The organism is Herbaspirillum sp. 1173, from assembly GCF_031455335.1.
GTDB lineage: Bacteria > Pseudomonadota > Gammaproteobacteria > Burkholderiales > Burkholderiaceae_D > Herbaspirillum > Herbaspirillum huttiense.
Map to the genome: position 1 here is coordinate 1 of NZ_JAVDSP010000017.1, position 21,133 is coordinate 21,133.

Genomic DNA, 21,133 nt, shown 5'->3' on the forward strand with positions numbered 1-21,133 from the left:
GATCAACCCGATCGCCATGGAAGAAGGTCTGCGCTTCGCTATCCGTGAAGGCGGCCGTACCGTCGGCGCCGGCGTGGTTGCCAAGATCTTCGACTAAGATCAAGCTGTAAAACACTTTGCCGCGGTGCGTAACGTATCGCGGCATTCGTGTCTCAATCGCGAGTTTTTGTAGGGGCGTAGCTCAATTGGCAGAGCGTCGGTCTCCAAAACCGAAGGTTGGGGGTTCGATGCCCTCCGCCCCTGCCACCGAATCTGGTGCAGGGTACTGAAAGTAAATATGTCTAGCCAGCCAGTTCAAACCGTCAACACCTCCAACGACAAGATCAAGATCGCATTGGCGATCGTGGCTGTGGTTGCAGGCGTGGTCGGTTTTTTTGTGTTGTCTGATCAGTCGACTCCGGTGCGCGCTGTCGCCCTGGTCGCCGGTCTGCTGGTGGCTGTGGCGTTTGCCTGGACGTCTGCACAAGGCCGCGGCTTCGTCGGTTTCGCCAAGGAATCCGTGCGCGAAACCAAGAAAGTCGTCTGGCCCACCCGCAAGGAAGCCATGCAGATCACGGCGGTGGTCTTCGCCTTCGTGCTGATCATGGCGATCTTCCTCTGGGGTACGGACAAGTTGCTCGAGTTCCTGTTGTACGACGTAATTTTGGGCTGGAAATAACATGAGCGATAGCACGCAAGACAGCGCACCGATTGGTGCGCAAAGCGTTTCAAGCGCAGGAAACAAGCGCTGGTACGTGGTGCATGCATATTCCGGCATGGAAAAGAGCGTGCAGCGCGCGCTGACCGAGCGCATCAACCGCGCCGGCATGCAAGAACAGTTCGGCCAGATCCTGGTGCCGACTGAAGAAGTCGTTGATATGAAGAATGGTCACAAGTCCGTGACCGAGCGTCGTTTCTTCCCGGGCTACGTCCTGGTCGAGATGGAAATGACGGACGAGACCTGGCACCTGGTGAAGAACACCGCCAAAGTGACCGGTTTCATTGGTGGCAAGTCGAATCGTCCGACTCCGCTGCCGCAGCGCGAAGTGGACTCGCTGCTCCGCCAGATGCAAGAAGGCGTCGAGAAGCCCCGTCCGAAGGTGCTCTACGAAGTTGGCGAAATGGTCCGTATCAAGGAAGGCCCGTTCACCGACTTCAACGGCAACGTCGAGGAAGTGAACTACGAGAAATCGCGCGTGCGCGTCTCGGTCACCATCTTCGGTCGCGCCACCCCGGTCGAACTCGAATTTGGCCAACTGGAAAAAGTCTGATCCCGCCCTCCGGAATCCCGCCTTTCCCTGTCAAGTTTTCAACGCCCGCTGGAGCGTACCGGACAAGTCATCGTCCGATCATCCAGTCATCCGAGGAGCCGCAGTAAGGAGCCGCAAGGCGAATGACACGGCGCTACAACTCAATCAATAAGGAGCCGTCATGGCAAAGAAGATTATTGGTTTTATCAAGCTGCAAGTGCCAGCTGGTAAAGCAAACCCGTCCCCCCCGATCGGCCCGGCCCTGGGTCAGCGCGGTCTGAACATCATGGAGTTCTGCAAGGCCTTCAACGCCCAGACTCAAGGTGTCGAACCCGGTCTGCCGATTCCGGTCGTGATCACCGCCTTCGCGGACAAGTCCTTCACCTTCGTGATGAAGACCCCGCCGGCGACCATCCTGATCAAGAAGGCTGCTGGTATCCAGAAGGGTTCCGCCAAGCCGCATACCGACAAGGTCGGCAAGATCACCCGCAAGCAAGCGGAAGAGATCGCAACCCAGAAGAAGCCGGACCTGACCGCTGCTGATCTGGAAGCTGCCGTGCGTACCATCGCTGGTTCCGCACGTTCGATGGGCATCACGGTGGAGGGTCTGTAATGGCTAAGGTATCCAAGCGCGTCAAGGCAATGAAGGAAAAGGTCGATCGTACCAAGGCCTATCCGTTCGACAACGCCGTTTCCCTGATCAAGGAATTTGCAACCGCCAAGTTCAACGAATCGATCGACGTCGCCGTCCAGCTGGGCGTGGACGCGAAGAAGTCGGACCAAGTGGTCCGTGGTTCGGTGGTGCTGCCTGCCGGTACCGGCAAGACCGTTCGCGTGGCCGTGTTCGCCTCCGGCGACAAGGCTGAAGCTGCCAAGGCAGCCGGCGCTGACGTGGTCGGCATGGAAGATCTGGCAGAGCGCGTGAAGGCCGGCGACATGCCGTTCGACATCGTCATCGCTTCGCCCGACACCATGCGTATCGTCGGTACCCTGGGTCAGATCCTGGGTCCCCGCGGCCTGATGCCTAACCCGAAGGTTGGCACCGTGACCCCGGACGTGGCAACTGCCGTCAAGAACGCCAAGGCTGGTCAAGTGCAATACCGTACCGACAAGTCCGGTATCATCCACGCCACCATCGGCCGCAAGTCGTTCTCCGACGCCGATCTGAAGGCCAACCTGCTGGCCCTGATCGATGCCCTGAACAAGGCCAAGCCGGCCAGCAGCAAGGGTGTGTACCTGCGCAAGATCGCTCTGTCGTCCACCATGGGCGCTGGCGTTCGCGTGGACCAGGCTTCCCTGGCTGCCTAAGCAAGCAATACAGTCCCCGTTTCCGTAAGGAAACGGGGCATCTCTTTGGGCTGTCGCAGTTGAGCGCAATCAGCAATCGATTGCGGCAGGCCTTCAAAGACCGTTGGGCGGAAGCCGGCAGCAACAAGCCGGATGAAGTTAAAAACGCTGGCCGCAAGTCCAGTGAACCCAACGCAGATGGTGAACCCGAGCAAGTTTCGTAGTCTCAGGCAGCATATTCAGTTTTGCCCTATGCTGCAGTGAACTCCTAAACGTCGGACGCCGTGTTCGAACCGGTGCAAGGCAAGCAGGCAGTGGCCTGTGTAGTGGCCGAGTACTATTTTTGGAGGTTGATCTTGAGTCTCAATCTGAATGACAAGAAGGCCGTCGTCGCCGAAGTTTCCGCAAAGGTAGCAACTGCGCAAACGATCGTCGTGGCCGAATACCGTGGCATCCAGGTTGGTTCCTTGACGCAACTGCGCGCACAAGCGCGTGCCCAAGGCGTGTACCTGCGCGTGTTGAAAAACACGCTGGCTCGTCGCGCTGTTGAAGGCACGAAGTTTGCCGACCTCGCCCCGCAACTGACCGGTCCGCTGATCTACTCGATCTCGGAAGATGCCGTGGCCGCTGCCAAAGTCCTGTCGGACTTTGCCAAGACCAACGACAAGCTGGTTGTGAAGGCAGGTAACTACGAAGGCAAGCAGCTGGACAAGGCTGCTGTGGCTTCGCTGGCAAACATCCCGTCTCGCGAAGTTCTGCTGGCCCAGGTCCTGGGCATGATGCAGGCTCCGGTGTCGGGCTTTGCGCGCGCTCTGGCTGCCCTGGCAGCCAAGAAGGAAGCCGAAGCCGCATGAGGCACGGCCGCCTGAGGCGGCCCCGCTCTGCAGTTTCGATGCTTTCGCGTCACTACCAATCTGATGTTATTACCGAAATAAATTTAGGAGTTTCAAATGGCAATTAGCAAAGAAGACATCCTGGAAGCCGTTGGCGCGCTGTCCGTGATGGAACTGAATGACCTGGTCAAGGCATTCGAAGAGAAGTTTGGTGTTTCCGCTGCCGCAATGGCCGCTCCCGCTGCTGGCGGTGGCGCTGGTGCCGCTGCTGCTGCTGAAGAGCAGACCGAGTTCACCGTTGTGCTGGCTGAAGTCGGCGCCAACAAGGTCGGCGTCATCAAGGCCGTGCGTGAAATCACCGGTCTGGGCCTGAAGGAAGCCAAGGATCTGGTTGACGGTGCACCGAAGCCGGTCAAGGAAGGCATCGCCAAGGCTGACGCTGAAGCTGCCAAGAAGAAGCTGGAAGAAGCTGGCGCCAAGGCCGAACTGAAGTAATTCTCTTGCCTACCAAGGCGAGTCATTACTCCGGAGTCAAAGTGCAGAATCCCTTGAAAAAGGGATTCGGCTTTGGCTCCTTTGTCGTTTCTTATTTTTGCTGGTGATGTTGACGCGCCGCAGTATTCGTTGTCGGGAATATTAAGCGCGATCTCAGCAAAAAACTAGGGTAGACATTTGAAGATTTGAGTGCCGATGGCCCGGACTGCTTTGCCGGCAAGTCGCGCGGTCTGATCGAATCTTGAATTCTCTATCCTTCCTGTCACTCACGGAGTGTCCATGCACTACTCATTTACTGAGAAGAAGCGCATTCGCAAATCCTTCGCGAAACGCGCAAACGTCCACAACGTTCCGTTCCTGCTCGCGACTCAGATCGAGTCGTATCAGAATTTCCTGCAACCCGAACGTGCCGCATCGGAACGCAAGAATGAAGGCCTGCAATCGGCTTTCACCTCGATTTTCCCCATCGTGTCGCACAATGGCTTTGCGCGCCTCGAATTCCTGTCGTATGTGCTGGGCGCTCCGCCGTTTGACGTCAAAGAGTGCCAACAACGTGGCCTGACCTTCGCGTCCCCGCTGCGTGCCAAGGTGCGCCTGGTGATCCTGGACAAGGAATCGCCGACTAAGCCGGTCGTCAAGGAAATGAAGGAACAGGAAGTCTACATGGGCGAACTGCCCCTGATGACCACCACCGGTTCCTTCGTCATCAACGGCACCGAGCGCGTGATCGTGTCCCAGCTGCACCGCTCCCCGGGCGTGTTCTTCGAACACGACCGCGGCAAGACACACTCGTCGGGCAAGCTGCTGTTCTCGGCCCGCATCATTCCTTACCGTGGCTCCTGGCTGGACTTCGAATTCGACCCGAAGGACATCCTGTTCTTCCGCGTCGACCGCCGCCGCAAGATGCCGGTGACGATCCTGCTCAAGGCCATCGGGATGACCTCCGAGCAGATCCTGGCGAACTTCTTCGTCTTCGACAACTTCAACCTGCACGCCGAAGGCGCGGACATGGAGTTCGTCTCCGAGCGCCTGCGCGGTGAAGTCGCACGTTTCGACATCACCGACAAGTCGGGCAAGGTGATGGTCGCCAAGGACAAGCGCATCAACGCCAAGCACGTGCGTGACATCGAAGCCGCCGGCATCAAGCACATCTCCGTGCCTGAGGACTACCTGCTGGGCCGCGTGCTGGCCAAGAATATCGTCGATCCTGAGACCGGTGAAGTCGTGGCCAGCGCCAACGACGAGCTGACCGAAGAACTGCTGGCCAAGCTGCGCGAAGCCAACATCTCGGCCATCCAGACCCTGTACACCAACGACCTGGACCAGGGCGGCTACATCTCGCAGACCCTGCGCACCGACGACACCGCTGACCAGACCGCTGCACGCGTGGCGATCTACCGCATGATGCGTCCTGGCGAACCGCCGACCGAAGAGTCCGTGGAAGCCCTGTTCAACGGCCTGTTCTACAGCGAAGACCGTTACGACCTGTCGGCCGTGGGCCGCATGAAGTTCAACCGTCGCGTCAGCCGCGACGAGCTGACCGGTCCGATGACCCTGTCCAATGACGACATCCTGGCCGTCATCAAGATCCTGGTCGAACTGCGTAACGGCCGTGGCGAAGTCGATGACATCGACCACCTGGGCAACCGTCGCGTGCGTTGCGTGGGCGAACTGGCCGAAAACCAGTTCCGCGCCGGCCTGGTGCGCGTGGAGCGCGCTGTCAAGGAACGCCTGGGCCAAGCCGAGGCGGACAACCTGATGCCGCACGACCTGATCAACTCCAAGCCGATCTCGGCTGCCATCCGTGAGTTCTTCGGTTCGTCCCAGCTGTCGCAGTTCATGGACCAGACCAACCCGCTGTCGGAAATCACGCACAAGCGCCGCGTTTCCGCCCTGGGCCCTGGCGGTCTGACCCGCGAACGCGCCGGCTTCGAAGTGCGCGACGTGCACCCGACCCACTACGGCCGCGTCTGCCCGATCGAAACGCCTGAAGGCCCGAACATCGGCCTGATCAACTCGCTGGCGCTGTATGCCCGCCTGAACGAATACGGTTTCCTGGAAACCCCGTACCGCAAGGTCGAGGGCAGCAAGGTCACCAACCAGATCGACTACCTGTCGGCCATCGAAGAAGGTCGTTACGTGATCGCCCAGGCGAACGCGACCATCGACGGCGAAGGCAAGCTGTCCGACGAACTGGTGTCGGCCCGTGAAGCTGGCGAAACCATCCTGGTCTCGCCGGAACGCGTGCAGTACATGGACGTGGCCCCGGGCCAGGTGGTGTCGGTGGCAGCCTCGCTGATTCCGTTCCTGGAACACGATGACGCGAACCGTGCACTGATGGGCGCCAACATGCAGCGCCAGGCCGTGCCTTGCCTGCGTCCGGAAAAGCCGCTGGTCGGCACCGGCATCGAGCGTACCGTGGCAGTCGACTCGGGTACTACCGTGCAAGCCCTGCGTGGCGGCGTGGTGGACTACGTCGATGCAGGCCGTGTGGTGATCCGCGTCAACGACGAAGAAGCGCAAGCGGGCGAAGTCGGTGTGGACATCTACAACCTGATCAAGTACACCCGTTCCAACCAGAACACCAACATCAACCAGCGCCCGATCGTCAAGATCGGTGACCGCGTGGCCAAGCATGACGTGATCGCCGACGGTGCCTCCACCGACATGGGCGAGCTGGCCCTGGGCCAGAACATGCTGGTGGCGTTCATGCCCTGGAACGGTTACAACTTCGAAGACTCGATCCTGATCTCCGAAAAGGTCGTGGCCGATGACCGCTACACCTCGATCCACATCGAGGAACTGTCGGTGGTCGCACGTGACACCAAGCTGGGTGCAGAAGAAATCACCCGCGACATCTCCAACCTGGCCGAGAACCAACTGGCCCGTCTGGATGAGTCGGGTATCGTCTACATCGGCGCCGAAGTCGAAGCCGGCGACACCCTGGTCGGCAAGGTCACCCCGAAGGGCGAGACCCAGCTGACCCCGGAAGAGAAGCTGCTGCGCGCGATCTTCGGCGAGAAGGCTTCCGACGTGAAGGACACCTCGCTGCGCGTGCCCTCGGGCATGGTCGGCACCGTCATCGACGTGCAAGTGTTCACCCGCGAAGGCATCCAGCGTGACAAGCGCGCCCAGCAGATCATTGATGATGAACTCAAGCGCTATCGCCTGGACCTGAACGACCAGCTGCGTATCGTGGAAGGCGATGCCTTCCAGCGTCTGGAGCGTCTGCTGATCGGCAAGGTCGCCAACGGCGGTCCGAAGAAGCTGGTCAAGGGCACCAAGCTGGACAAGGCTTACCTTGACGACCTGGACAAGTTCCACTGGTTCGATATCCGTCCGGCCGATGACGACATCGCCAACGCGCTGGAAGCCATCAAGGAATCCATCGCCGAGAAGCGTCACCAGTTCGACCTGGCCTTCGAAGAGAAGCGCAAGAAGCTGACCCAGGGCGACGAACTGCCGCCGGGCGTGCAGAAGATGGTCAAGGTCTACCTGGCCGTGAAGCGCCGCCTGCAGCCTGGCGACAAGATGGCCGGCCGTCACGGTAACAAGGGTGTGGTCTCGCGTATCCTGCCGATCGAAGACATGCCGCACATGGCCGACGGTACCCCCGCCGACATCGTGCTGAACCCGCTGGGTGTTCCGTCCCGTATGAACGTCGGCCAGGTGCTGGAAGTTCACCTGGGCTGGGCGGCCAAGGGTCTGGGCCTGCGTCTGGGCGAGATGGTGCAGGCGCAAGCCAAGGTCGCGGAACTGCGCAAGTTCCTGACCACCATCTACAACGAATCGGGCAAGAAGGAAGAACTGGATACCTTCAGCGATGAGGAAATCATCGAGCTGGTGACCAACCTGAAGAAGGGCGTGCCCTTCGCGACCCCGGTGTTCGACGGTGCGCATGAGGAAGAAACCCGCCGCATGCTCGATCTGGCCTATCCGGACCCGATCGCCAAGCAGCTGGGCATGACCCCGTCCAAGAACCAGGTCACCATGTATGACGGCCGTACCGGTGAAGCCTTCGAGCGCACCGTGACCGTTGGCTACATGCACTACCTGAAGCTGCACCACCTGGTCGACGACAAGATGCACGCCCGTTCCACCGGCCCGTACTCGCTGGTGACCCAGCAGCCGCTGGGCGGCAAGGCGCAGTTCGGCGGCCAGCGTTTCGGCGAAATGGAAGTGTGGGCACTGGAAGCTTACGGTGCCTCCTACGTCCTGCAGGAAATGCTGACGGTGAAGTCCGACGACGTGAACGGCCGTACCAAGGTGTACGAGAACCTGGTCAAGGGCGATCACGTGATCGATGCCGGCATGCCGGAATCCTTCAACGTGTTGGTGAAGGAAATCCGCTCGCTGGGTATCGACATCGACCTGGAACGCGAATGATGTAAAGGGGTGCGTGGCGCAGGCTGCGCACCCCGCCGGTTTTTCCGGCAAAACAAGAATTCAAGAATTCAGTAGTGACGCATCGCTCCACGGGCGATGTGAACGAATCAAGAGATTCAACAGATTCAAGAGATTCAAGCGAAGTACGGCAGTAAGCTGGGGAGGTCTGTCCCGGTATCGAGCGGCACCACGAAGCAGAGGCTTCGCTGGCTCTCCCGCCGATGCGAACAGGGTTAAGCAGGGTGAACCGGCCACACGTAAATTTAGTTTCTCACGCCAACCTGGAGTGATACATGAAAGCACTGCTCGATCTATTCAAGCAAGTCCAGCAAAACGAACAATTCGACGCGATCAAGATCGGTCTGGCTTCGCCTGACAAGATCCGCTCGTGGTCCTTCGGCGAAGTCAAGAAGCCGGAAACCATCAACTACCGTACCTTCAAGCCTGAGCGCGACGGCCTGTTCTGCGCCAAGATCTTCGGCCCCATCAAGGACTACGAGTGCCTGTGCGGCAAGTACAAGCGCCTGAAGCACCGTGGCGTGATCTGCGAGAAGTGCGGCGTGGAAGTGACCCTGGCCAAGGTGCGCCGTGAGCGCATGGGCCACATCGAGCTGGCGTCCCCGACTGCCCACATCTGGTTCCTGAAGTCGCTGCCGTCCCGTCTGGGCATGGTGCTGGACATGACCCTGCGCGACATCGAGCGCGTGCTGTACTTCGAAGCCTACGTCGTGACCGATCCTGGCATGACCCCGCTGAAGAAGTGCCAGATCATGTCCGAAGACGACTACGCCGCCAAGTACGAAGAGTACGGCGACGACTTCATCGCCTTCATGGGCGCCGAAGGTATCCGCGAACTGCTGCGCTCGATCGACATCGACCGCGAAGCGGAAACCCTGCGCCAGGAACTGAAGGACTCCAAGTCCGAAGCCAAGATCAAGAAGTACGCCAAGCGCCTGAAGGTGCTGGAGGCGTTCCAGCGCTCGGGCATCAAGCCCGACTGGATGATCATGGAAGTGCTGCCCGTGCTGCCGCCGGAACTGCGTCCGCTGGTGCCGCTGGATGGCGGCCGCTTCGCGACCTCCGACCTGAACGACCTGTACCGCCGCGTCATCAACCGTAACAACCGTCTGAAGCGCCTGATGGAGCTGCGTGCTCCAGAAATCATCACGCGCAACGAAAAGCGCATGCTGCAGGAAGCAGTGGACTCGCTGCTGGACAACGGTCGTCGTGGCAAGGCTATGACCGGCGCCAACAAGCGCCCGCTGAAGTCGCTGGCCGAAATGATCAAGGGCAAGGGCGGCCGTTTCCGTCAGAACTTGCTGGGCAAGCGCGTGGACTACTCCGGCCGTTCGGTCATCGTGGTGGGCCCGCAGCTGAAGCTGCACCAGTGCGGCCTGCCCAAGCTGATGGCCCTGGAACTGTTCAAGCCCTTCATCTTCAACAAGCTGGAACTGATGGGTCTGTCGACCACCATCAAGGCCGCCAAGAAGCTGGTGGAAGCGCAAGAGCCGGTGGTCTGGGACATCCTGGAAGAAGTCATCCGCGAACACCCGGTCATGCTGAACCGTGCGCCGACCCTGCACCGTCTGGGCATCCAGGCGTTCGAGCCGGTCCTGATCGAAGGCAAGGCGATCCAGCTGCACCCGCTGGTTTGTGCGGCGTTCAACGCCGACTTCGACGGCGACCAGATGGCTGTCCACGTTCCGCTGTCGATCGAAGCACAGATGGAAGCCCGCACCCTGATGCTGGCCTCCAACAACATCCTGTTCCCGTCCAACGGCGAACCGTCGATCGTGCCGTCCCAGGATATCGTGCTGGGTCTGTACTATGCCACCCGTGAAGCCATCAACGGCAAGAACGAAGGCATGATGTTCCAGGACGTGTCGGAAGTCATCCGCGCTTACGACAACAAGGAAGTCGAGCTGGCCACCCGTATCACGGTGCGTATCGTGGAACACCCGAAGGATCCGGTCACCGGCGAATTCGTGCGTACCGTCAAGCGCTACGAGACCACCATCGGCCGCGCCATCCTCTCCGAGATCCTGCCCAAGGGCCTGCCGTTCTCGGTGCTGAACCGCGCGCTGAAGAAGAAGGAAATCTCCAAGCTGATCAACACGTCCTTCCGCAAGTGCGGTCTGCGTGCCACCGTCGTGTTTGCCGACCAGCTGATGCAGTCGGGCTTCCGCCTGGCGACCCGCGCCGGTATCTCCATCTGCGTGGACGACATGCTGGTGCCGCCGCAAAAGGCCACCCTGATCGCGGCTGCCGAATCGGAAGTCAAGCAGATCGAACAGCAGTACTCCTCGGGTCTGGTGACCGCAGGCGAGCGTTACAACAAGGTTGTGGACATCTGGGGCAAGGCCGGTGACGAAGTTGGCAAGGCCATGATGGACCAGCTGAAGGTGGAAGACGTCATCACCCGCGAAGGCAAGAAGACCACTCAGGAATCGTTCAACGCGATTTACATGATGGCCGACTCCGGCGCCCGTGGTTCGGCTGCCCAGATTCGCCAGCTGGCCGGTATGCGCGGCCTGATGGCCAAGCCTGACGGCTCCATCATCGAGACGCCGATTACCGCGAACTTCCGCGAAGGCCTGAACGTGTTGCAGTACTTCATCTCGACGCACGGCGCCCGTAAGGGTCTGGCCGACACCGCGCTGAAGACCGCAAACTCCGGTTACCTGACCCGTCGTCTGGTGGACGTGACCCAGGATCTGGTCGTGATCGAAGACGATTGCGGCACTTCCAACGGTTCGGCCATGAAGGCGCTGGTCGAAGGCGGTGAAGTCATCGAAGCCCTGCGCGACCGTATCCTCGGCCGTGTGGCTGCGACCGACATCGTCAACCCGGAAGATCAATCCACCCTGTTCGAAGCCGGCACCCTGCTGGACGAAGACAAGGTCGAAGAGATCGAACGCATGGGTATCGACGAAGTGAAGGTGCGTACTCCGCTGACCTGCGACACCCGCTATGGCCTGTGCGCCAAGTGCTATGGCCGCGACCTGGGCCGTGGCCTGCTGGTGAACTCCGGCGAAGCCGTCGGTGTGGTGGCTGCGCAGTCCATCGGTGAGCCGGGTACCCAGCTGACCATGCGTACCTTCCACATCGGTGGTGCGGCATCGCGTGCAGCGGTGGCCTCCTCGGTGGAAGCCAAGTCCAACGGCACCGTGCGCTTCACCGCCACGATGCGTTACGTGACCAATGGCAAGGGCGAACAGATCGTCATTTCCCGTTCCGGCGAAGTGCTGATCACCGACGACCTGGGCCGTGAGCGCGAGCGTCACAAAGTGCCGTACGGCGCCACCCTGATCGTCAAGGATGGCCTGACCATCAAGGCCGGTACCGCCCTGGCGACCTGGGATCCGCTGACCCGTCCGATCATCACCGAGTACTCCGGTACCGTGAAGTTCGAAAACGTGGAAGAGGGTTCGACCGTGGCCAAGCAGATCGACGAAGTCACCGGTCTGTCGACCCTGGTGGTCATCGATGCGAAGCGCCGTGGTCCTTCCTCGAAGGTCATGCGTCCGCAGGTGAAACTGCTGAACGAACAAGGCGAAGAAGTGAAGATCGCCGGCACCGAGCACTCGGTGACCATCGGCTTCCAGGTCGGCGCGCTGATCACCGTCAAGGACGGCCAGCAAGTGCATGTGGGTGAAGTGCTGGCCCGTATCCCGACCGAATCGCAGAAGACCCGTGACATTACCGGTGGTCTGCCGCGCGTGGCCGAGCTGTTCGAAGCCCGTTCGCCGAAGGATGCCGGCATGCTGGCCGAAGTCACTGGTACCGTTGCCTTCGGCAAGGAAACCAAGGGCAAGCAGCGTCTGGAAATCACCGACATGGAAGGCACCAAGCACGAGTTCCTGATCACCAAGGACAAGCAAGTGCTGGTGCACGACGGCCAGGTGGTGAACAAGGGCGAAATGATCGTCGACGGTCCGGCCGATCCGCAGGACATCCTGCGTCTGCTGGGTATCGAAGCGCTGGCTCGCTACATCGTGGACGAAGTGCAGGACGTGTACCGTCTGCAGGGCGTGAAGATCAACGACAAGCACATCGAAGTGATCGTGCGCCAGATGCTGCGCCGCGTGCAAGTGGTGGAGCCGGGCGACACCAACTACATCACAGGTGAGCAGGTCGAGCGCTCCGAGCTGCTGGACGAGAACGACCGCGTGACCGCCGAAGGCAAGATCCCGGCGACCTACGAAAACGTGCTGCTGGGTATTACCAAGGCATCGCTGTCGACCGACTCCTTCATCTCGGCCGCATCGTTCCAGGAAACCACCCGCGTGCTGACCGAAGCGGCGATCATGGGCAAGAAGGACGGCCTGCGCGGCCTGAAGGAAAACGTCATCGTCGGCCGCCTGATCCCGGCCGGTACTGGCCTGGCCTTCCACCGCGCCCGCAAGGAAAAGGATGCATGGGAAGCCGAAGAGCGCGCAGCACTGCTCGAAGCCGAACGTGCCTCCCGTTCCGACTTCGCCGACGAGGAAGTCTCCTCGACCGAATCCATCGGTGGCGGCGAAGGCGAAGCGTAAGCATCGCTGGCAAGGCATCAAGGGGTGGCCAGCTGGACCGGCCACCCCGGCAAAACAACAAGCTGCAAGAGAGAACGGCACCGGAAGCAATTCCGGTGCCGTTTTTTCGTTCATGGGGGTTATTTGCCGGGGCATCACGGCCTTCATATCCCTGTTTGTCCCTACTGGCGGTAGGCCTTGCTGCTTGCGGCATTGCCAAGGATGAGTGAATCTTTTATCATCTCCAAATAATAATGATTCTCATCTGATTCCCGTCGCGTGGAATCAATCTTCATATCGACGACGACCTGCGCCCGCAGGCCGTTTTTATCCAAGAGGTAGCCAGCCAGCGCTAGTAACCGAACCAGACCAAGGGGTGGTTACCAGTGTTTCCATGCAAATCGAAATGTGCAGCGGCCGTTTTCCTGGCGCTGCAGCAGTGGCTGTGTGCGGGTGCCTTTGCGCAATCGGCCGATGCCAATACCCAAGCCGATCCCGCTCGCGCGTCTGCGAGCGAGTCCATCACGTTGGCGCAAGCCAGCGGCAAGAAGCTGCAGGACGTGGTGGTCACGGCCAATCGTTCCGGCAGCAGTGACCTCGATCACGCGGCCGCCACTGTCTCCGTCATCACCTCCGAGGAGATCGAGCAGCACAACGCCAAGGACATCAAGGATGCCTTGCGCTACGAGCCGGGGGTGGAGGTGCGGCGCTCGGTGTATCGCATGTCCGGCATCACGGGGGCGACGGCCACCACCGGGCGTGGCGGCAATGAGGGCATCACCATTCGTGGCCTCGATGGCAATCGCGTGCTGATGCTGGAGGATGGCATCGTCATGCCGCGCGCTTTCAGCCAGGGCGTGGCCAGCGTGGGGCGGGGTGCGACTACGGACACCGAACTGTATCGCCGCATCGAAGTGCTGCGCGGGCCTGCGTCTTCGCTCTACGGCAGCGATGGGCTCACCGGCGCGGTCAACTTCATCACCAAGGACCCGTCCGACTTGCTGGACGTTTATGGCAAGTCCAGCTATTTCTCCTTCAAGCCTTCCTACGACTCGGTCGACAAGAGCTTTGGCGCGACCGCCAGCGCGGCCTGGGGCAGCGAGCAATGGCAGGGCATGCTGATCCTCAATGCGCGCCACGGCAACGAGAGCGACAACAAGGGGACCAACGACGTGCGTGGCAGCGCCCGCACCACGCCCGACCCGATGAGCACTACCAATCGCTCGGCCCTGGGCAAACTGGTCTTCAAGCCCAATGGCATCGACACCTTCAAGCTCACCCTGCAGGCCACCGAAGAGCGCGAGAGCGGGGACAGCCTCTCTGCGATCGGCAATGGTGTGACCGCCTACAGCACCAGCAGCAAGTCCACCGGCCAGCGTGCCACGCTGGCCTATGAACGCAACGATGCGGATCAGCCGTGGATACAAAAATTCAAGGCCAGCCTCACCTGGCGCAATGCCGACACCGACCAGCTCACCAATGAAGCCGGCACCAGCACGGCGACGATCGTGCGGCCGCGTTTCCGTGCGGTTTCCTACAGCGACCAGATGATCAGCGGCAGCCTGCTGGCCGAGAGCAACTTCGGCTCCGATAGCTGGCGGCACAAGCTGGTCTATGGGCTGGACCTGAGCCTGTCCACCTTACAGACCAGCGCCGACGGCACCGGCTGGACCAGTTGCACCGGCACGCAGTATTGCCAGTACTTCCCCAAGACCGAGAGCACCCAGCTCGGGGCCTATGTGCAGGATGAGATGCGCACCGGCGCGCTCACCACCATCGCTGGCCTGCGCCTGGACAGCTATGAACTCAAGCCCAAGGCCAGCGAGAAATATGACGCCCAGGCCATCGCCAACGGGCAGCCTGCAGTGAGCAGCCGCGACAGCGCCTTTTCGCCGCGCCTGGCGTTCCTCTATGAAGTCACGCCGGCTTTCATCCCCTACATCCAATATGCGCGCGGCTTCCGTTCGCCCTCGCCGCAGGAGATCAATTCCTTCTTCAACAATACCGTCTATCGCCAGATCTCCAATCCTGACCTCAAGCCCGAAACCAGCAACACGGTCGAAGTCGGCCTGCGCGGCAAGCTGGCGGCCGGGCCCGGAGCGCTGCGCTACAGTGCGGCGGCATACAAGGGCAATTACCGCAACTTCATCGACCTCGTGACGGTGGGCGGCAACCTCACGGCGGCCAACCCGACCATCTTCCAGTACCGCAATGCGGCCAAGGCCGAGATCCACGGGCTGGAAGGGCGGATCGATTACGCGCTCGACAATGGCTTCACCGTCAAGGGCGGGTTCGCCTGGACCAAGGGAACTACGACCACCAATGGCGTCGAGCAGGGACTGGAATCCGTGGCCCCGCTGTCGGTGGTGGCGGGCCTGCGCTATGAGCGTGCCCAGCAGTGGCTCGTGCAGAGCGACCTGGTCTACAACGCGGCCAAGAAGAAGGAAGACATTCCGACCGCCACCAACTTCGTCTCGCCCTCCTTCTTCGTGATGGATCTCTCGGGGGGCTATCACCTCACCCGCAACATGACCGTCACCGCCGGCATCCGCAACCTGTTCGACCGCAAGTACTGGAGCTGGACCGACATCCGCGGCTTGTCGCTGGCCGACAGCGCGGTCAACAAGGATGCCTATACCGAGCCGGGGCGCAGCTTCAATGTCAGCCTGAAGATCGCCTACTGATTCACCGGACCCGTCCACCTCTCATTCATCCTGAAGGAATTCCATGAGCAAGCACATCATCGCCCGCCCCGCATTGCGCCGTACCTCCCTGGCCGTGTTGCTGGCCGCGACCTTGGCCGCTGCCGGCTGCGCGACTCAGCCCTCCTTGTCCGAACGCTGGGCAGAGCTGCAGCGTTCGCAGCCAAAACTTCATACCCGAGATGCCGCACGTGAACTCGGTGTCAAAGAATCGGCCTTGCTGGCCACCCAGGTCGGCCGCAATGCCGTGCGCCTCAAGGGGGACCCGGCCGATATCGAGGCCCTGTTCGAACGTCTGCCGGAGCTGGGCCGCATCAAGGCCATCACGCGCAATGAAGATGCCGTGCTGGAGCGCAGCGGCGAAGTCACGCCCGTCAAACGGGATGAGCAGGGCAGGGTGATCCCCGGGACCGGCTTCGCGGGCGGCCCCATTGATCTGCGTTTTTTCACGGCCAAATGGGGCAGCGCCTTTGCGGTGGTGCAAGCGCGCCGGGATGGCAAGACCAGCCGCAGCCTGCAGTTCTTCGACCGCCAGGGCGATGCCGTGCACAAGGTCTATCTGGACAATGAGCAGCACGTGGCCCAATTCGATCGTCTGGTGGCGGACTTCAGGCTGCCCGATCAACAGGCGGCCTTGAACATCGAGCCCGGCCCGGTGACGGCGACTGCACAGCAGGCTGCGCCACCCAGTGCCGAGGCGATCCGCGAACTGCGCCAGTCCTGGCATGAGTTGACCGACGTGCACCAATTCCCGCGCCTGCTGCGCGAGCTCAAGCTGACCCGCGAACAGGCACTGCAGCTCATTGGTCCCGACTCCGCCTGGCGCATCGCTCCGCAGGCGGCCCAGGCGCTGCTGGAAGACGCCAGGCAACGCCAGCAGCCCATCATGGTGTTCGTCAGCAATGGCGGCATGACGCAGATCTATAGCGGCCTGATCGGCAAGACAGCCGTGGCGGGGGACTGGTACAACGTCCTCGATCCGGATTTCAACCTCCATCTGCGCGCCAAGGCGGTGGATCACGGTTGGGTGGTGCGTCGTCCGACCGATCACGGCATGATCACCTCGGTGGAGTTCTATGACGCCCAGGGCAAGCAGATCGTCAACTTCTTCTCGCGCCGCGACCGCGGCCAGCCCGAGACGATGCAGTGGCGCAACATGGTCGAGGCGCTGCCGCGCGGCTGAACTTGCCACGAGGGCAATGCAGGCGTTGCGTGCAACTCTTGCATCAAGGAAAACATTGCCATTTCGCCACCCGTAAACCGTGGCGAAATGGCCATAAACCGCGTCAAATCGGCACCGGAGCCCGCTTCGGGTTGACCCGCTGGACATTCCGGCGTACACTCGCGAGTTCTCGAATTTAGGCTCTCCCGGGCTTATGCGTTCTTTGGTCTGAAACATCGCTTCTGCGACGCTACCCTCCCTTCCGGTCTTAAATCCGATTTGCGCATTGTCTTGCGCACAAGAGTTTCCTGTGTGGTTCCGGGCAACCGATTCCGGAACCTGTTTTCAATGTTGTACTTTGTTGGATTAAAACGATGCCAACCATCAATCAACTGATTAGCAAACCACGTGTCCGCGCGATCGTGAAGAGCAAGTCGCCGGCGCTGGAAAACAGCCCGCAAAAGCGCGGTGTCTGCACCCGCGTGTACACCACCACCCCGAAGAAGCCGAACTCGGCGCTGCGTAAGGTGGCCAAGGTGCGCCTGACCAACGGTTTCGAAGTCATTTCGTACATCGGCGGTGAAGGCCACAACCTGCAAGAACACAGCGTCGTGCTGATCCGCGGCGGCCGTGTGAAGGACTTGCCGGGTGTGCGTTACCACATGGTTCGCGGTGCACTGGATACCCAGGGCGTCAAGGATCGTAAGCAAGCTCGCTCGAAGTACGGTGCCAAGCGCGCCAAGGCAGCGAAGAAGTAATAATTGGTGTTTATCATGACGCTTTCGCGCGTCGTGTGAACAGACTCAGAGTCGGTCCAGGTTGGGCCGAGTAAGTGGAAGCCATGATGGCTCTCCGCGAGTGCAGGCGAAGTTGAAGCAGGGTTCGCCCACTCAACTGAAGATTGAAAGGAATCGAAATGCCACGTCGTCGTGAAGTCCCCAAGCGGGAAATTCTGCCGGATCCGAAGTTCGGCAACGTTGAAGTCGCCAAGTTTGTGAACGTGTTGATGCTGTCGGGCAAGAAGTCCGTTGCTGAAAACATCATCTACGGTGCCTTCGACTACATCCAGACCAAGTCGGGCAAGGACCCGCTGGAAGTGTTCTCCGCAGCCCTGAACAACTGCAAGCCGATGGTGGAAGTCAAGTCCCGCCGCGTCGGTGGCGCCAACTACCAGGTGCCCGTTGAAGTGCGTCCGGTGCGCCGTATGGCCCTGTCGATGCGCTGGCTGCGTGAAGCCGCCAACAAGCGCAGCGAAAAGTCGATGCCGCAGCGCCTGGGTGGTGAACTGATGGAAGCCGCCGAAGGCCGTGGTGGCGCCATGAAGCGTCGTGATGAAGTGCACCGTATGGCAGAAGCGAACAAGGCGTTCTCGCACTTCCGCTTCTAATCAAGACTGGGCCTGGACGTACCCTATCCGGGTGTTTCCTGGCCTGCATCTAAATTGGTTCGAGCCGAGCGTTTATTTGAAAAAAATGACGCTCGGTTTCGTGCATTAAAGACTTAGGAATAAATCATGGCTCGCAAGACCCCCATTGAGCGCTACCGCAACATCGGTATCTCCGCGCACATCGATGCTGGCAAGACCACCACGACCGAGCGCGTGCTGTTCTACACCGGTGTGAACCACAAGATCGGTGAAGTGCACGACGGCGCCGCCACCATGGACTGGATGGAACAGGAACAAGAGCGCGGCATCACCATCACGTCCGCAGCGACCACCTGTTACTGGAAGGGCATGGCGAACAACTTCCCGGCCCACCACATCAACATCATCGATACCCCGGGTCACGTTGACTTCACCATCGAAGTGGAACGTTCGATGCGCGTGCTCGACGGCGCCTGCATGGTCTACTGTGCAGTGGGCGGCGTGCAGCCGCAGTCGGAAACCGTGTGGCGTCAGGCCAACAAGTACAAGGTCCCGCGTCTGGCCTTCGTCAACAAGATGGACCGTACCGGTGCCAACTTCTTCAAGGTCTACGAGCAGATGCGTGCTCGCCTGAAGGCCAACCCGATCCCGATGCAAGTGCCTATCGGCGCCGAAGAAAACTTCGAAGGCGTGATCGACCTGGTCAAGATGCGTGCGATCTACTGGGACGACGCTTCCCAGGGCATGAAGTTCGACTACCGCGACATCCCCGAGCACCTGAAGGCTGACGCGCAGAAGTGGCGTGAAAACCTGGTCGAAACCGCTGCTGAAGCATCGGAAGACCTGATGAACAAGTACCTGGAAGAAGGCGACCTGACCGAAGCCGAAATCAAGGGCGCGATCCGTCAACGCACCATCTCCGGCGAAATCGTCCCGATGATGTGCGGCACCGCCTTCAAGAACAAGGGCGTGCAAGCGATGCTGGACGGCGTCGTTGAATACCTGCCGTCGCCGGTGGACATTCCCCCGGTTCCGGGCCTGAACGAAGACGACGAGCCGGTCGTGCGCGAAGCCAAGGACGACGAGAAGTTCTCCGCCCTGGCCTTCAAGATCGCTACCGACCCGTTCGTTGGCCAGCTGTGCTTCATCCGCTGCTACTCCGGTACCCTGAACTCGGGCGACACCGTGCTGAACTCGGTGAAGTCGAAGAAGGAACGTATCGGCCGTATCGTTCAGATGCACGCCAACCAGCGTGAAGAAATCAAGGAAATGATGGCTGGTGACATCGCCGCCGTCGTGGGCCTGAAGGACACCACCACCGGTGACACCCTGTGCGACGACAAGGCAATGGTCGTGCTGGAGCGCATGGTCTTCCCCGAGCCGGTGATCTCGCAGGCTGTGGAACCCAAGACCAAGGCCGACCAGGAAAAGATGGGCCTGGCCCTGAACCGCCTGGCTGCTGAAGATCCGTCGTTCCGCGTGCGTACCGACGAAGAATCGGGCCAGACCATCATCGCCGGTATGGGCGAGCTGCACCTGGACATCATCGTTGACCGCATGAAGCGTGAATTCAACGTGGAAGCCACCGTTGGCAAGCCGCAAGTGGCTTACCGCGAAACCATCCGCAAGACCTGCGAAGAATCCGAAGGCAAGTTCGTCAAGCAGTCGGGTGGCCGTGGTCAGTACGGTCACGTCGTTCTGAAGATCGAGCCGCAAGAAGCCGGCAAGGGCTTCGAGTTCGTCGACGCGATCAAGGGCGGTACCGTTCCTCGCGAATTCATCCCGGCCGTTGAAAAGGGCGTGCGTGAAACCCTGAACACCGGCGTGCTGGCGGGTTACCCTGTCGTTGACGTCAAGGTCACCCTGTTCTTCGGTTCGTACCACGATGTGGACTCGAACGAAAACGCCTTCCGCATGGCCGGTTCGATGGCCTTCAAGGAAGGTTGCCGCCGCGCCAGCCCCGTCATTCTGGAACCGATGATGGCTGTCGAAGTGGAAACCCCGGAAGATTACGCCGGTACCGTGATGGGCGATCTGTCGTCCCGCCGTGGCATGGTCCAGGGCATGGATGAAATCGCCGGCGGTGGTGGCAAGATCATCAAGGCGGAAGTGCCCCTGTCGGAAATGTTTGGTTACTCGACCACGCTGCGTTCGGCTACCCAAGGCCGTGCAACCTACTCGATGGAATTCAAGCACTACTCCGAAGCGCCCAAGAACGTGATCGACGCAATCGTCACTTCCAAGGCCAAGTAAGTTGCAGGAATGGCGATCTCTTCCGAGTGGAGGGGATCGCTGGCTGGATCACCAGCCTTACATTGAATATTGAACATCGAACATATCGTTCTTTTGAAGGAAATTTAAAATGGCAAAAGGCAAGTTTGAACGGACCAAGCCGCACGTGAACGTCGGCACCATCGGTCACGTTGACCACGGCAAGACCACCCTGACCGCTGCAATCGCAACCGTTCTGTCGAAGAAGTTCGGCGGCGAAGCGAAGGCCTACGACCAGATCGACGCAGCGCCTGAAGAAAAGGCACGCGGCATCACCATCAACACCGCGCACGTCGAATACGAAACCGCAAACCGCCACTACGCGCACGTTGACTGCCCAGGCCACGCCGACTATGTGAAGAACATGATCACCGGCGCAGCCCAGATGGACGGCGCGATCCTGGTGTGCTCGGCCGCTGACGGCCCGATGCCGCAGACCCGCGAACACATCCTGCTGTCGCGTCAGGTTGGCGTTCCTTACATCATCGTCTTCCTGAACAAGGCTGACATGGTGGACGACGCTGAACTGCTGGAACTGGTGGAAATGGAAGTCCGCGAACTGCTGTCGAAGTACGAGTTCCCTGGCGACGACCTGCCCATCGTGAAGGGCTCGGCCAAGCTGGCGCTGGAAGGCGACACTGGTCCCCTGGGCGAGCAAGCCATCATGGCCCTGGCCGAAGCCCTGGACACCTACATCCCGACCCCGGAACGTGCCGTTGACGGTACCTTCCTGATGCCGGTGGAAGACGTGTTCTCGATCTCCGGCCGTGGCACCGTGGTGACCGGTCGCGTTGAGCGCGGCATCATCAAGGTCGGCGAAGAAATCGAAATCGTCGGTATCGCTGACACCCAGAAGACCACCTGCACCGGCGTGGAAATGTTCCGCAA

At 60.5% G+C, this 21,133-nt stretch carries 14 protein-coding genes, 1 tRNA gene and 1 pseudogene; all 16 read left to right on the forward strand.

The genetic code is table 11. The features are described 5' to 3' along the window. Positions 1-97, forward strand: a pseudogene (locus tag J2X56_RS26800) (elongation factor Tu); the annotation flags it as partial. 73 nt (positions 98-170) lie between these two features. Continuing rightward, positions 171-246, forward strand: a tRNA-Trp gene (locus J2X56_RS26805). Between the two features lie 31 nt (positions 247-277). Beyond that, the gene (gene secE / locus J2X56_RS26810; protein ID WP_013232176.1) at positions 278-658 is read left to right on the forward strand and encodes a preprotein translocase subunit SecE; all 381 of its coding nucleotides are present in this window, start codon (positions 278-280) and stop codon (positions 656-658) included. Position 659: 1 nt separating this feature from the next. Further along, positions 660-1,250: a transcription termination/antitermination protein NusG gene (nusG, locus tag J2X56_RS26815; RefSeq protein ID WP_034333546.1), complete on the forward strand. Its 591-nt coding sequence runs from the start codon at positions 660-662 to the stop codon at positions 1,248-1,250. Between the two features lie 160 nt (positions 1,251-1,410). Beyond that, positions 1,411-1,842, forward strand: a complete 432-nt coding sequence (rplK, locus tag J2X56_RS26820) for a 50S ribosomal protein L11 (RefSeq protein WP_007875265.1) — start codon at positions 1,411-1,413, stop codon at positions 1,840-1,842. After that, positions 1,842-2,537 carry a 50S ribosomal protein L1 gene (gene rplA / locus J2X56_RS26825; RefSeq protein WP_008334113.1) on the forward strand — a complete coding sequence of 232 codons (696 nt, stop codon included), beginning with the start codon at positions 1,842-1,844 and terminating at the stop codon, positions 2,535-2,537. Before rplK ends, rplA begins: the two co-directional genes overlap by 1 nt. Positions 2,538-2,872: 335 nt before the next feature. Then, on the forward strand, positions 2,873-3,370 hold the full coding sequence (gene rplJ, locus J2X56_RS26830) for a 50S ribosomal protein L10 (RefSeq protein ID WP_006465496.1): 498 nt from the start codon (positions 2,873-2,875) through the stop codon (positions 3,368-3,370). Between the two features lie 96 nt (positions 3,371-3,466). Beyond that, positions 3,467-3,844, forward strand: a complete 378-nt coding sequence (rplL, locus tag J2X56_RS26835; protein WP_034333536.1) for a 50S ribosomal protein L7/L12 — start codon at positions 3,467-3,469, stop codon at positions 3,842-3,844. A 279-nt stretch (positions 3,845-4,123) separates the two neighbouring features. Beyond that, on the forward strand, positions 4,124-8,230 hold the full coding sequence (gene rpoB / locus J2X56_RS26840; RefSeq protein ID WP_034333534.1) for a DNA-directed RNA polymerase subunit beta: 4,107 nt from the start codon (positions 4,124-4,126) through the stop codon (positions 8,228-8,230). A 293-nt stretch (positions 8,231-8,523) separates the two neighbouring features. Beyond that, a complete protein-coding gene (rpoC, locus tag J2X56_RS26845; protein ID WP_121037792.1) occupies positions 8,524-12,765 on the forward strand; it encodes a DNA-directed RNA polymerase subunit beta' in 4,242 nt (1,413 codons plus the stop codon). A gap of 365 nt (positions 12,766-13,130) precedes the next feature. Further along, complete coding sequence (locus tag J2X56_RS26850; RefSeq protein WP_310164239.1) at positions 13,131-15,428, forward strand: TonB-dependent hemoglobin/transferrin/lactoferrin family receptor; 2,298 nt, start codon at positions 13,131-13,133, stop codon at positions 15,426-15,428. A 43-nt stretch (positions 15,429-15,471) separates the two neighbouring features. Then, positions 15,472-16,629, forward strand: a complete 1,158-nt coding sequence (locus J2X56_RS26855) for a hemin-degrading factor (protein WP_121037786.1) — start codon at positions 15,472-15,474, stop codon at positions 16,627-16,629. Between the two features lie 353 nt (positions 16,630-16,982). After that, positions 16,983-17,366 carry a 30S ribosomal protein S12 gene (gene rpsL / locus J2X56_RS26860; RefSeq protein WP_006465490.1) on the forward strand — a complete coding sequence of 128 codons (384 nt, stop codon included), beginning with the start codon at positions 16,983-16,985 and terminating at the stop codon, positions 17,364-17,366. Positions 17,367-17,524: 158 nt separating this feature from the next. Continuing rightward, positions 17,525-17,995 (forward strand): 30S ribosomal protein S7, encoded by a 471-nt coding sequence (gene rpsG, locus J2X56_RS26865; protein WP_006465489.1) that lies wholly within the window; start codon positions 17,525-17,527, stop codon positions 17,993-17,995. A 126-nt stretch (positions 17,996-18,121) separates the two neighbouring features. Further along, the gene (gene fusA, locus J2X56_RS26870; RefSeq protein WP_013232184.1) at positions 18,122-20,227 is read left to right on the forward strand and encodes an elongation factor G; all 2,106 of its coding nucleotides are present in this window, start codon (positions 18,122-18,124) and stop codon (positions 20,225-20,227) included. Positions 20,228-20,336: 109 nt separating this feature from the next. Then, positions 20,337-21,133 (forward strand): elongation factor Tu (locus J2X56_RS26875; RefSeq protein WP_310164243.1); only part of this gene is annotated, 797 nt, incomplete at its 3' end.